At 61.0% G+C, this 11,857-nt stretch carries 13 protein-coding genes and 1 tRNA gene; 4 read left to right on the forward strand and 10 right to left on the reverse strand.

What is annotated here, in order from left to right:
* Positions 1 to 14 precede the first annotated feature (14 nt).
* Both AADW22_RS10735 and AADW22_RS10740 read left to right on the forward strand, forming a co-directional pair.
* Positions 15 to 91: transfer RNA gene (locus AADW22_RS10735), tRNA-Pro, on the forward strand.
* A 64-nt stretch (positions 92 to 155) separates the two neighbouring features.
* Positions 156 to 1,235, forward strand: a complete 1,080-nt coding sequence (locus AADW22_RS10740; RefSeq protein ID WP_407473696.1) for a 2'-deoxycytidine 5'-triphosphate deaminase — start codon at positions 156 to 158, stop codon at positions 1,233 to 1,235.
* A 25-nt stretch (positions 1,236 to 1,260) separates the two neighbouring features.
* Here the strand turns inward: AADW22_RS10740 and AADW22_RS10745 are convergent, their stop codons facing one another.
* From AADW22_RS10745 to AADW22_RS10775, 7 genes are all read right to left on the reverse strand, one after another.
* Positions 1,261 to 1,503 carry a hypothetical protein gene (locus tag AADW22_RS10745; protein ID WP_005853797.1) on the reverse strand — a complete coding sequence of 81 codons (243 nt, stop codon included), beginning with the start codon at positions 1,501 to 1,503 and terminating at the stop codon, positions 1,261 to 1,263.
* A gap of 83 nt (positions 1,504 to 1,586) precedes the next feature.
* Complete coding sequence (gene scpB / locus AADW22_RS10750; protein ID WP_005853798.1) at positions 1,587 to 2,240, reverse strand: SMC-Scp complex subunit ScpB; 654 nt, start codon at positions 2,238 to 2,240, stop codon at positions 1,587 to 1,589.
* 1 nt (position 2,241) lies between these two features.
* Complete coding sequence (locus tag AADW22_RS10755) at positions 2,242 to 3,027, reverse strand: ScpA family protein (RefSeq protein WP_005853799.1); 786 nt, start codon at positions 3,025 to 3,027, stop codon at positions 2,242 to 2,244.
* Complete coding sequence (nagZ, locus tag AADW22_RS10760) at positions 3,020 to 4,024, reverse strand: beta-N-acetylhexosaminidase (RefSeq protein WP_407473697.1); 1,005 nt, start codon at positions 4,022 to 4,024, stop codon at positions 3,020 to 3,022. Before nagZ ends, AADW22_RS10755 begins: the two co-directional genes overlap by 8 nt.
* A complete protein-coding gene (locus AADW22_RS10765) occupies positions 4,024 to 5,028 on the reverse strand; it encodes an SPOR domain-containing protein (RefSeq protein WP_340241233.1) in 1,005 nt (334 codons plus the stop codon). Before AADW22_RS10765 ends, nagZ begins: the two co-directional genes overlap by 1 nt.
* A 75-nt stretch (positions 5,029 to 5,103) precedes the next feature.
* A complete protein-coding gene (gene argS, locus AADW22_RS10770) occupies positions 5,104 to 6,846 on the reverse strand; it encodes an arginine--tRNA ligase (protein ID WP_407473698.1) in 1,743 nt (580 codons plus the stop codon).
* A 63-nt stretch (positions 6,847 to 6,909) separates the two neighbouring features.
* The gene (locus tag AADW22_RS10775; RefSeq protein ID WP_005853804.1) at positions 6,910 to 8,052 is read right to left on the reverse strand and encodes a deoxyguanosinetriphosphate triphosphohydrolase; all 1,143 of its coding nucleotides are present in this window, start codon (positions 8,050 to 8,052) and stop codon (positions 6,910 to 6,912) included.
* A gap of 84 nt (positions 8,053 to 8,136) precedes the next feature.
* Here AADW22_RS10775 and AADW22_RS10780 point away from each other — a divergent pair, with 84 nt between their 5' ends.
* Positions 8,137 to 8,460, forward strand: a complete 324-nt coding sequence (locus AADW22_RS10780) for a HesB/IscA family protein (protein WP_407473699.1) — start codon at positions 8,137 to 8,139, stop codon at positions 8,458 to 8,460.
* Positions 8,461 to 8,543: 83 nt separating this feature from the next.
* Here AADW22_RS10780 and AADW22_RS10785 read toward each other — a convergent pair whose 3' ends face one another.
* Complete coding sequence (locus AADW22_RS10785) at positions 8,544 to 9,635, reverse strand: DUF6902 family protein (protein WP_407473700.1); 1,092 nt, start codon at positions 9,633 to 9,635, stop codon at positions 8,544 to 8,546.
* A 56-nt stretch (positions 9,636 to 9,691) separates the two neighbouring features.
* On the reverse strand, positions 9,692 to 9,922 hold the full coding sequence (locus AADW22_RS10790; protein WP_407473701.1) for a hypothetical protein: 231 nt from the start codon (positions 9,920 to 9,922) through the stop codon (positions 9,692 to 9,694).
* Between the two features lie 349 nt (positions 9,923 to 10,271).
* Between AADW22_RS10790 and xth the strand changes: the two genes are divergently transcribed.
* Positions 10,272 to 11,054, forward strand: a complete 783-nt coding sequence (gene xth / locus AADW22_RS10795; protein WP_037944404.1) for an exodeoxyribonuclease III — start codon at positions 10,272 to 10,274, stop codon at positions 11,052 to 11,054.
* Between the two features lie 26 nt (positions 11,055 to 11,080).
* Here xth and AADW22_RS10800 read toward each other — a convergent pair whose 3' ends face one another.
* Positions 11,081 to 11,665 carry an HNH endonuclease gene (locus AADW22_RS10800; protein ID WP_005853809.1) on the reverse strand — a complete coding sequence of 195 codons (585 nt, stop codon included), beginning with the start codon at positions 11,663 to 11,665 and terminating at the stop codon, positions 11,081 to 11,083.
* Positions 11,666 to 11,857 lie beyond the last annotated feature (192 nt).

Consider the following 11,857-nt stretch of genomic DNA (forward strand, 5'->3'; position numbering starts at 1 on the left):
GAAACGCCTCATGTCGGGCTATGGCGCAGCCTGGTAGCGCGTCCGTCTGGGGGACGGAAGGTCGCAGGTTCGAGTCCTGCTAGCCCGACCAACCGACATAAAACAAACGCCCGTACCCTAATGGGTGCGGGTGTTTGCATTTGAAAGGCCCGGATATGATCGGCGTAGTTCCCAACCAGCATATCACCGACATGATCGTTTCGGGTCAGATCATCGGCACACCGCCTGTCGACGGTGCCCAGATCCAGCCTGCGAGCCTTGATCTTCGTCTAGGAACAGTGGCTTACCGCGTGCGTGCGTCTTTTCTTGCGGGGCATGGGGCCAAGGTCGCCGACCGTCTGGAAGAGTTCGAGATGCACCGCGTCGACCTGACGAATGGGGCGGTGCTGGAAAAGGGCTGCGTCTACGTTGTCCCGCTGATGGAAAGCCTCGCCCTGCCCCAAGGCACCTCTGCGGCGGCCAATGCCAAAAGCTCCACCGGGCGGCTGGACCTGCTCACGCGCACCATCACCGACGGCGGGACCGAATTTGATCGCATCGCGCCGGGCTATACCGGCCCGCTTTACGCAGAGATTTGTCCGCGGTCTTTTTCGGTGCTCGTGCGTCCGGGCATGCGGCTGAACCAGATCCGTTTTTCCACCGGTGCCGCCACGCTTGACGATGCCGCGCTGCGCGCATTGCACGCCGACAGCCCGCTGGTGGATGGCGAGGCCGTGATCGATGATGGTCTGGGATTCTCGGTTGATCTGCGCTTGCCTGACACCACGCTTGTCGGCTACCGCGCCAAGCCGCATACGGGTGTGATCGATCTGGACAAGATCGGCCATTATGACCCCGCGCAATACTGGGAAGAGGTCCACAGCGACAACGGTCAGATCATCCTCGACCCCGGTGCGTTCTACATTCTGGTCAGCCGTGAAGCTGTAACCATCCCGCCCGAATACGCCGCAGAAATGGCCCCTTATCTGGCGATGGTGGGCGAATTCCGCGTGCATTACGCGGGCTTCTTTGACCCCGGTTTCGGCCATGCCTCCGCAGGGGGTGCGGGATCACGGGGCGTGCTTGAAGTGCGCTGCCACGAGGCCCCTTTCGTGCTGGAGCATGGTCAGGTTGTCGGACGGTTGGTCTATGAGAAAATGATCGACGTACCGACCCAGCTTTACGGGTCGGGCATCGCGTCGAACTATCAGGGTCAGGGCCTCAAGCTCAGCAAGCATTTCAGCGCGCCGCGTTAAACTTCGCAGCGCCTGATCACGCGGGTTAGAAACGCGTCAGCTTGCGCATGTTCTTGACCATATTGCGCGCCTGTTTGCCCTGCTCGCGGCTGCTTTTGTCACGACGGGCCATTTCCTCGGCGCTTGGTTGGACAGGATTGCCGTCACGGTCCACTGACGCCCGACGCCCCTTGCCCAGCTTTGACGCCTGATCAAAGCCGATATCAACGCCTTTGTTGATCAAACGCCCCATCACGCGACGCATAATCATATTAATTATCTGGTTCATGTCCTGACCTCTTTACCGCGCGTTAAACTGTGTCTGAGGCTAATATAACACCTATTGCGGCGATTTTCAGGCCGCCTGCGGGATTAATCCTCGAACAGCTCGCTCTGGCCCTCGGTCGCTTCTGGCTCTTCTTCGCTGTCGACACCGGGCATCTCGCCAAAGGCGGGGCGGCTTTCTAGCAATCCGGCAGAGCGGAGCTCCTTCAACCCCGGCAGGTCGCGGGGGCTTTCCAGACCGAAGTGGGCCAGAAATTCCTGTGTCACGACAAAGGTCACCGGACGACCGGGGGTCATTTTGCGGCGGCCAAAGCGAATCCAGTCCAGCTCAAGCAGCTGATCCAGCGTGCCGCGCGATACGGATACGCCGCGGATCTCTTCGATCTCGGCGCGGGTGGCGGGCTGGTGGTAGGCGATGATCGCCAAGGTCTCGATCGCGGCGCGCGACAGTTTGCGCGTCTCGACCGTTTCGTGTTGCATGAGATACCCCAGATCCGCCGCCGTGCGCATGGCGTAGGCATCCCCGATGCGACACAGCTCCACACCGCGGCCGGTGTAGCGTTTGCGTAGATGCACCATCGCTTCGGCAGGGTCACAGCCATGCGGCAGACGCGCCGCGATCTCGCGCAGGGTCATCGGCTCTGCGGTGGCGAAAAGGATCGCTTCGATCATGCGCTCCTGTTCGGCCAATGGCGGGGCCTCGAACAGGCTTTCTTCTGTTTGTTCAACGGGTTCGGCCACGTCAGATATCCTTCTTACGCAACTGGATCGGGGCAAACACGCCCTCTTGGCGAATTTCCAGATGCCCTTCCTTTACCAATTCAAGCGACGCCGCAAACGTCGATGCCGTGGCCGAGCGACGCATTGCCGGCTCTTCGCCCCATCCGTCGGGCATGTAGCTCGTCAGGTCAGACCAATCACCAGAAAAGCCAATCAAGCCGCGCATCCGCTCCAGCGCCTGCTCCATCGTAAAGACCTTGTCACGGTCCATCACGAAGGGGCGGAAATCGTCGCGCGTGCGGATACGCGCGTAGCCCTGCATCAGGTCCAGCAAGGTCGCGGTATAGGTCACGCGGCGGGTCTGGCGCATTTCCTGCGTCTGGCCGCGGGCAAAGAAGTCGCGCCCCAACTGGTCACGGGCCATCAGCTGGGCCGCCACGTCGCGCATCGCTTGCAGACGTTCCAGCTGGAACGCCAGATGCGCGGCCAGTTCCTCGCCCGAGGGGCCATCGTCCTGCGGATCAGGCGGCAGCAGCAGGCGGGATTTCAGGAAGGCGAGCCACGCAGCCATGACCAGATAATCCGCCGCAAGCTCAAGCCGCAGCGCCTTGGCCTTGTCCACGAACATCAGATATTGGCGTGCCAGTTGCAGCACCGAGATTTTGCGCAGGTCGACCTTCTGGGTGCGGCTGAGGGTCAGCAACAGGTCCAACGGGCCCTCGAACCCGTCTACATCCACGATCAGCGCCTCGGCCGCGAGCCGTTCAGCAACTTTCGTTTGCCCGTCTTCCAACTGCGTTTCAGCCATATACCGTCCCGCCCAAAAGCCTGTCGAGCTTTGCAGTCAGGGCAGGAATGTCAACATCACCAGGGGTCCGGCGCATGGCAAGGGCGCGCACGGCCCGTGTTTGCGCAGCCTCGGACATCTCTCCGGCAGCATCGGCAACGCGGGTGCGATCCTCAAGCGTGGCGTTGCAGTACAACACCACGTCACAGCCTGCTGCCAAGGCACCGGCGGCGATGTCATCCACCTCGCCCGACAGTGCTTTCATCGAAATGTCATCCGTCATGATCAGGTTATCAAAGCCGATATCCTCGCGGATCAGCTGCATCATCACCGGCGACAGTGTGGCAGGGCGCGGATCAATCGCGTCATAGACCAGATGCGCCGTCATCCCCATCGGCAGGTCGTTCAACGCCTTGAACGGGGCGAAATCATGGGTGTCCAACGCGGCACGCGGCGCGTCAACCTGCGGCAAGTCAAAATGACTATCCATCGTGGCGCGCCCATGTCCGGGCATATGTTTGACCACGGGCAAGACGCCCCCCGCCAACATGCCGTCTGCCGCCGCACGGCCCAAAGCCGCCACCGCATCGGGCGTCGTGCCGTAACAGCGGTTGCGCAGGAATGTGTGGGTTTCCGCCCCGGCGACATCGACCATCGGCGCGCAATTGCTGTCGATGCCCACGCGGTGCAGCTCGTCCGCGATCAGTCGAAAGCGCAGATACATTGCCTCTGCCGCGTTGGGGCCTGCCGCCTGCACGAAGTCCAGCGGTGCCGTCCAGTCGCGCCAATGCGGTGCGCGCAACCGCTGCACCCGCCCGCCTTCTTGATCCACGGTGATCACAGCCTCGTGGCCCGCCGCCTCGCGCAGTTCATCACACAGCGCACGGACCTGATCCGGCGTGTCGATATTGCGCGCAAAGAGAATGAACCCAAAGGGCTTTACGGCGCGAAACAACGCCTTTTCCTGCGCCGTCAGCCGAAGCCCCGACGCGTCCAGTATCGTCGCCCCGTATCGCATCAGCGTGTAACGACGGGAATGCAGTCGGTGTTTTCAGCAACCAGCGCCGAACAGAAGCGTCGCGCATCCGCGATGTCCGAGAACCCATGCGCACGCAGACGGTAGAAAGTGCGCCCGCCGCTGCTGGCCTCTTGGATGATGCGGTCCTTGCCTTCCATATAGGCCCCGAAACGCGCGTTCAGACGGACCCATTGCGCCCGTGCGATCTGCGGTGAATCGAATGCGCCAAGCTGCACCAGACGCGTACCGGTGGGCAGGCTGTCGGGCGAAAGCTCTTTCACTTCGGCGGCGGCAACTGGTGCCGGTTCAAACGACGCTTTGGTCGCGACGGCACGGCCACCGGGGCGCGTTTGAGGACGCAAGGATGCGCGGACGCCCGGCTCTTGACCCATGGCAACGGCCACCGCGTTCGACACCGCCATCTCAAGCGGATCGACATCCATCGTGGCACTTGCGTTCATCGGCTCTGGCAGGGCGGTGCCGTCTTCTTCGTCTTCCAGTGGTTCCACCCCATCGGTGAGAGAGGCGACAAGATCGTCCACATCGCCGTTTTTCAACGCCTCTGCCACGTCAGCCGCAGGCGATGATTGCGTTGGTGCCTGTTGCGCAGGTGCAACCATCGCGACGGGAATGGGCTGGTCTTCTTCTTCCAGATCCAGTGGCTTCGGGGCCAAAATCAGCTGTTCCGCGAATTGGTTCGCCGTCCCTTCCGAGGCCACAGCATTGACCGACAACCCTTGATTGTCCGCCAGTTGGCCGCCCGGATTTTCGGGCCGCACGCGCATATCGCCCTGGGCCGCACGCACCACCGGAATGCCGGTAACATCGCGCACCAGCAGCTTGTAGCCCCAGACCCCGATGCCGACGATTAGGGTGATGGAAAGCGCCGCGCCCGCGAAATTTGCAAACTTGGTCAAGGGCTTGGCCGCAACTTGCGGTGCCAACCCTGCGTCATGTTCAAAGGAGTACCCCCCACCCTGGGAGGAGGACGTGTAATCTGCCATTTCTGCCTCACTGCCCGCGTCAGATATCACCCGCGCGGGTCTGTTTTTTGAACCTGCCTGACCAGCAATGGTGCGTTATCGCATCTCTTCCGCTGGCTTGACCCCAAGAATACCAAGACCTGACGCAATTACAATCGCTGCGGCTTGGGCCAGCGCGATTTTTGACTGGGACAGGGCCACATCATCCTGCAGGAAACGCAGTTCAGGCACGTCGTTGCCGCGGTTCCACAGCCCGTGGAAATCGCCCGCCAGCTCGTAGAGATAAAAGGCGATCCGGTGCGGTTCGTTGCTGCGCGCCGCGGTCTCTACCATCCGGGGCCATTCGGCCAGCTTTTGCGCCAGTTTCAGCTCTGCTTCGTGGTCAAGCTGGCTCAGGTCGGCACGCTGCAAGGTTTCCATATCGGTGGCAACACCCGCCTCTGCCGCCTTGCGCAGGACAGAATGCACACGCGCATGGGCATATTGCACGTAGAACACCGGATTCTCGCGCGACTGCTCCAGCACCTTGGCAAAGTCAAAGTCCAGCATCGCGTCATTCTTGCGGGTCAGCATGACAAAACGCGTCACATCAGGGCCCACCTGATCAACCACATCGCGCAGGGTGACAAATGTCCCTGCCCGTTTGGACATCTTGAATTCCTTGCCGTTCTTGAACAGCTTGACCAGCTGCGTCAGCTTGATGTCGAGCGGCACCGCCCCCTCGGACAGCGCCGAAACAGCGGCTTTCATCCGTTTGACATAGCCGCCGTGATCCGCGCCAAAGACGTCGATCAGCATGTCAAAGCCACGCTGCACCTTGTCGTAGTGATACGCGATATCGGGCGCGAAATAGGTCCAGCCGCCGTCGGACTTCATCACCGGACGGTCAACGTCATCGCCATGGGCGGTGGATTTGAACAGGGTCTGCTCGCGCGGCTCCCAGTCCTCGGGCTTCTTGCCTTTTGGCGGCTCAAGCACGCCCTCATAGATCAGCCCTTTGGCTTTCAGGTCATCAATCGCGGATTCGATCCGGCCCGTGCCATAAAGCGACTTTTCGGAATAAAACACATCCATCTTCACCCCGAGAGAGGCGAGATCATCGCGGATCAGCTTCATCATCTCGTCGGTGGCAAAGTTGCGCACCTCTTCAAGCCAGACGGATTCATCGGCGTCGATATAGGCGTCGCCCACCTTGTCTTTCAGCGCGGCCCCCACATCGATCAGATAGTCGCCGGGGTATGTGCCTTCGGGAAAGGCGACCTCTTGGCCATGCGCCTCCAGATAGCGCAGATAGACAGAGCGCGCCAAAACATCGACCTGCGCGCCGCCGTCGTTGATGTAATATTCGCGCGTGACATCGAAGCCCGCGAAATCCAGCAAGGACGCCAGCGCATCGCCAAAGACCGCTCCGCGGGTGTGCCCCACATGCAACGGCCCCGTCGGGTTGGCCGAGACATATTCGACGTTGACCCGTTTGCCTTGCCCCAGATCGCCGCGGCCAAAGTCTGTGCCCTGCCCCAGAACGGCACCGACAACGCCCTGCCAAACCGCAGCACTCAGCCGCAGGTTCAAGAACCCCGGGCCCGCCACATCCGCCGCGGTGATCCGTGGATCCTCACCCAGCTTTTCGGCCAGCTTTTCAGCGATATCGCGCGGTTTCATACGGGCCGGTTTCGCCAGCACCATCGCGGCATTGGTCGCCATATCCCCATGCGCCGCATCGCGCGGCGGCTCTACGGTAATGGCGTCAAAGCTCAGCCCCTCGGGCAGAAACCCGTCGGCAACCAGCGTATCAAGGGTGGACAGCACGAGGCTGCGGATATCGGCAAATAGGTTCATAACGGGGTTCCTTCGACTTGGCCCCGTGTATCACCTGAATATGCGCCCATAATCAAGGGCGGTTCAGCCTTTAACGATCAACCGCTCATGTTCCTGCAAAGCAAAGCGATCTGTCATCCCCGAGATATAGTCGCTGACGATCCGCGCAAGCGCCGTATCGCCGTCCGCATCCTCTACATCCTTGCGCCATTGCTTGGGCAATTGGTCCGTATGCGCGCAGAAATAGGGGAACAGATCCTCGACCACCTGCGTCACCTGCTTGCGCATGATCACCACGGATGGCGCGCGGTACATGCGGTCGAACAGAAAGGCGCGGATGACCTTGAGATCCTGGAAAACCGGATCGGAGAACTGGATCAATGTGCGCCCGGCCATGCGAATATCGGTGGCGGTTTCGGGCTTCATCTCGGCCAGACGGTGGCGAGCGACGCTGATCACGTCCTCCACCAGCACGCCAAAGAAACGGCGCAGCGCTTCGTGACGGCGGCGATAGTAGTTCAGACCGGGATACAGCCTGTCCACTTCGGCGAAATTCTGCTTCAGGATCGGCAGTTCGGCCAGCTCGTCCGTCGAGAACAGCTCGGCCCGCAAACCGTCATGCAGGTCGTGGTGGTTATAGGCCACATCATCGGCAATCGCCGCCACCTGTGCCTCGGCACTGGCGAATGTCTCCAGCTCAAGATCATGCTGACGCTCATAGGCCGCAAGCGCCCACGGCAGCTCTCCCGTCACCGGCCCGTTATGTTTGGCCAACCCCTCCAGCGTGTCCCAAGTCAGGTTCAGCCCGTCGAAATCCGCGTAATGCCGCTCCAGATGGGTGACGATGCGGATGGCTTGGGCGTTGTGGTCAAACCCGCCGTAGGGGGCCATCAAGGCTTCCAGCGCGTCCTCGCCCGTGTGACCAAAGGGCGGATGCCCCAGATCATGGGCCAGGGCGACCGCCTCTGTCAGCTCGGCATTCAGACCCAACGCACCGGCGATCGTGCGTGCCACCTGCGCCACCTCGATCGAATGGGTCAGCCGCGTGCGATAGTAATCGCCCTCATGTTCGATAAAGACCTGCGTCTTGTGCTTGAGCCGCCGGAAGGCGCTGGCGTGGATGATCCGGTCGCGGTCCCGCTGAAAGCAGGAACGAAAGGTGCTTTCCTCTTCCGGTATCAACCGTCCCCGGGTCAATGCCGGATCAGAGGCAAAAGAAGCGCGCATAGTCGGTGGTCCTTGTGGCCTGTCCTGCGGGTTTCTATATTGTAAGACAACACAGATGGAAACCGATCACACCGGAGCCCGAAAATGAACCTGCCCCCCCAAGTTACCCCGCGCGCCTTTAACCGCCTTGCCGAAATCGGTGCCGCCGCAGAGGGCAAAGCCCTGCGCGTCGCCGTAGAGGGCGGCGGCTGCTCAGGCTTTCAGTATGACATCGCGCTGGATGATCCCAAAGACGATGACCTGATCCTTGAAGGGGCTGGCCAGAAAGTTGTGGTCGACAGCATCTCCCTGCCCTTTCTTGCGAATGCCGTCATCGACTTTTCCGAGGAATTGATCGGCGCGCGTTTCGTGATCGAAAACCCCAATGCCACCAGCGCCTGCGGCTGCGGCACGTCTTTCTCGATGTAACAGGCACCCGATACACGCGCCCGCTTCATTTTGCCCAAGTAAACTCCCGCCGGAGGCTGGCCTCATGCCCGCATGAGGCCATTCTAGCGCCGCAGCTGCACCGCGGAGGGCATGGCCGGGATCGGTGCCCGCGCAAACCGCGCGAAAAACGCTTCAAATTGCGGGCAGGACGCCTCTGCCTCGGTCAGTATCTCTTGCGCCTCTGGGTCCAGCGCCCTCATGACCCGTCCACGCATAAGCGACCACTGCGCTTGCCGCGTCTCCCCCATTTCAAAAAGCGCCGCCGACAGCGCCTGCAGCGCACCGTTTGGCGGGGTATAGCGGATGGCCACAGCCCCTTGTGGCACCGGTTGGCAGAATGCCGCCCCTCCGGACATGTGCGCGGCCCAGCCGGTCACCAGATAGGCGTGATACCCGTCCACCGGTCCGCCCCCCTGCTGCGGTACGATCCGGCAGCCACGCGCAGCGGACTGAACCGCATCCTCCCACAGTGCAGGTGCCGCAGCGCCTGCAAACCGGAGCGCGGCACAAATCTCGGCCAGCAGATCCATATCCTGATCAAGATACGCCAGAATACCGGCAAAATTCAGGCTTCTGATCGCTGTCGCCGGCAGTTGGGGGGCGCGCTGACCGTAGTCAGAAAGATAGAAAACGATATGTGCCAGCTCATAGGATGCTTTCTTGTTAGGCAGCGCAAAGGTTTCGGATCGCGTGAAAAACCGGCGAAAGCGGGATTGCAGGGCGTCGTCGCGCGGCACGGACATCCGACGCGCCAGTAGGCGCTGCGCTTCGGCGCGTTGCAGGTCAGACAGCTCCCCATCCGCCAGCCGCATACGGGCGACCCAATGCACCAACCGCTCCCCCGCGTCGCCGGGCAAGCCCAGATCCTCAAGGTCCAGCGCGAGGGACAAGAAAAATCGGTAGTACTGCGGGAAGAAGCGGATCGTCTCTTCGATGCGGTCGTAGAAAGACGCATAGGGCACCAGAGCGTCTGGCGGGACAGGCATGTTCGCACTTGCCAGAATCCCCAGCCATTCCGCGTTTTCCTTCAACCAGAACACATCCCCCGCACGGCGTCGCTGCACCGCAAACATTCGGCTGATCGCGGCGGTATCGGCGTGTTTGCGACCGCTATTGCGCGCACGTACGGATGACAGCGGTATAACATTCGACATAGGCCCCCCTTCGGCAAGAACCCCCTGCGCCGGTTCCAGCGCAGGGTGTGTCTGGATTAGCAGCCGGTGGTAAACAAACCGGTAAGCTCCCCAGTCGCCATGTCGCCTGCCTGCGGTCCCGACCGTAGCCCTGTGGTGAACAGCCCGGTGCCGTGGCCGCAATGGGGGTCTTGCCCTGCACGGATACAGCCGGTGGTATAAAACCCTGTCCCCGCCCCCTGATGGAGCGATGCCGCCCCGGCGTGAACATTCGGGAAAGCAGTTTCGACGTAGGCAATAGCGGTCATGAGTTTTCCTTTTTGACGTGATTTTGAAATCGGCAACTACACCTCAAGCTGCACTCCCCTCATCAATCACCACCTAAGGGCTTTGACCTAGGCGACAAAAAGATCGCATTTTAACGATGTAAATCATCCACATGCGCTGCGTCTTTGATCCGGTTGAAACCACGCGGCGATGCCGTGTTCTCCACAATAGTGACAATTTTAACGGAACTCTGGCCAAGCGCCCCGCGGCGGCGTAGGCACTGTCGGCTCACCTTCGAATCGCGGGCGAAACATGCCCAAACCGGTCCAGCCCCCTTGCCCCATATTGCGGTATGCGCGATAGCTGCGGGGACCAATGCAGGGGGCCGCCATGAAAATCGCCACGTTCAACATCAACGGGATCAAAGCGCGGATCGACGCCCTGCCTCAATGGCTCGACGAAGCGCAGCCCGACGTCGCCATTCTGCAAGAGATCAAATCCGTCGACGAAGGCTTCCCGCGCGAGCTGTTCGAGGATCGCGGCTATAACGTGGAGACCCACGGGCAGAAATCCTTTAACGGCGTCGCGATCCTGTCAAAGCTCCCGCTTGAGGATGTGACCCGTGGCCTGCCCGGGGACGACAGCGACGAACAGGCACGCTATATCGAGGCGACGGTCGTGGGCGATCATTCCTCTGTGCGGCTTTGCGGGTTGTATCTGCCCAACGGCAACCCCGCGCCGGGCCCGAAGTACGATTACAAACTGGCGTGGATGCAGCGTCTTGAAGACCGTGCGCGCGCACTCTTGGCCGAGGAAACACCGTTTCTGCTGACCGGCGACTTCAACATCATCCCCCAAGCCGAAGACGCGGCAACGCCGGATGCCTGGCGTGAAGATGCGCTGTTTCGCCCTGAATCCCGCGCCGCCTGGCGACGTCTGCTGGCCCTTGGCCTGACAGAGGCGTTCCGCGCACGGACCCAAGGGCCGGGGCATTACAGCTTTTGGGATTATCAGGCAGGCGCGTGGAACCGCAACAACGGCATCCGTATCGACCATTTCCTGCTGAGCCCTGCCATCGCCGACAGCCTGCGCGACTGCCAGATCGACAAGGATGTACGCGGACGCGAGAAACCCTCCGATCACGTGCCCGTCTGGGTGGAGCTTGACCTCTAACGCGGACGCACACGCGCGGCCCTAGATCACGCCTGAAGCTCGGCATCCCAATAAAGAAAATCCATCCAGCTATCGTGTAGGTAGTTGGGCGGGAATTTCCGGCCCATATTGCGCAGATCCTCGGCTTGCGGCTGGCGCGGCGGTTTGCGCAGCTGGAATCCGGTCTGGTGCAGCGCCTTGGAACCTTTTTTCAGATTGCACGGGCTACAAGCCGCAACAACGTTCTGCCAGCTTGTGATACCGCCCGCCGCACGGGGCACCACATGGTCAAAGGTCAGATCCCCCCGTGCACCGCAGTACTGGCAGCAGAATTCGTCCCTCAGAAATAAATTAAAGCGCGTGAAGGCCACGCGCTTTTGAGGTTTGACGTAATCTTTGAGAACGACCACCGACGGGATGCGAATTTGCATCGACGGGCTGTGAACATAGTCGTCATATTCAGCGACGATATCCACCCGATCCAGCCATTTGGCCTTCACCGCTTCCTGCCAGGGCCACAGCGACAGCGGATAGTAGGACAAGGGCCTGTAATCCGCGTTCAGCACAAGGGCCGGTTTGTTTTTCAGCCCTGCCGGGCTTCGGGTGAATTCAGTTCTAAAGTCGCCGTCCATTGTTCGATAGCCCCTTGCCGTTCCGCGTCCGGTCCAGCGGGACAGCCCCGCTGATGCTTTCGACTATATCTCGTGGTTTGCGTCTGACAAGTCGCAAACGGGTACAAGATGTCGCAGAATGCGTAAGCTGATTACGTAACAGGCATGTGACGGAAACGGCCAATCCGGCCGGGGCCCTCCTGCGGGTCGCGC

Origin of the sequence: Sulfitobacter sp. PM12 (assembly GCF_045586035.1) — a bacterium.
Taxonomy (GTDB): Bacteria; Pseudomonadota; Alphaproteobacteria; order Rhodobacterales; family Rhodobacteraceae; genus Sulfitobacter; species Sulfitobacter pontiacus.

Excerpts from the sequence above, each read along its gene's own strand:
- argS (WP_407473698.1), bottom strand. The coding sequence starts at position 6,846 with ATGAACCTATTTGCCGATATCCGCAGCCTCGTGCTGTCCACCCTTGAT.
- xth (WP_037944404.1), top strand. The coding sequence starts at position 10,272 with ATGAAAATCGCCACGTTCAACATCAACGGGATCAAAGCGCGGATCGAC.
- AADW22_RS10765 (WP_340241233.1), bottom strand. The coding sequence starts at position 5,028 with ATGGCAGATTACACGTCCTCCTCCCAGGGTGGGGGGTACTCCTTTGAA.
- nagZ (WP_407473697.1), bottom strand. The coding sequence starts at position 4,024 with ATGCGATACGGGGCGACGATACTGGACGCGTCGGGGCTTCGGCTGACG.
- AADW22_RS10745 (WP_005853797.1), bottom strand. The coding sequence starts at position 1,503 with ATGAACCAGATAATTAATATGATTATGCGTCGCGTGATGGGGCGTTTG.
- AADW22_RS10740 (WP_407473696.1), top strand. The coding sequence starts at position 156 with ATGATCGGCGTAGTTCCCAACCAGCATATCACCGACATGATCGTTTCG.
- AADW22_RS10800 (WP_005853809.1), bottom strand. The coding sequence starts at position 11,665 with ATGGACGGCGACTTTAGAACTGAATTCACCCGAAGCCCGGCAGGGCTG.
- AADW22_RS10790 (WP_407473701.1), bottom strand. The coding sequence starts at position 9,922 with ATGACCGCTATTGCCTACGTCGAAACTGCTTTCCCGAATGTTCACGCC.
- AADW22_RS10785 (WP_407473700.1), bottom strand. The coding sequence starts at position 9,635 with ATGTCGAATGTTATACCGCTGTCATCCGTACGTGCGCGCAATAGCGGT.
- AADW22_RS10755 (WP_005853799.1), bottom strand. The coding sequence starts at position 3,027 with ATGGCTGAAACGCAGTTGGAAGACGGGCAAACGAAAGTTGCTGAACGG.
- AADW22_RS10775 (WP_005853804.1), bottom strand. The coding sequence starts at position 8,052 with ATGCGCGCTTCTTTTGCCTCTGATCCGGCATTGACCCGGGGACGGTTG.
- AADW22_RS10780 (WP_407473699.1), top strand. The coding sequence starts at position 8,137 with ATGAACCTGCCCCCCCAAGTTACCCCGCGCGCCTTTAACCGCCTTGCC.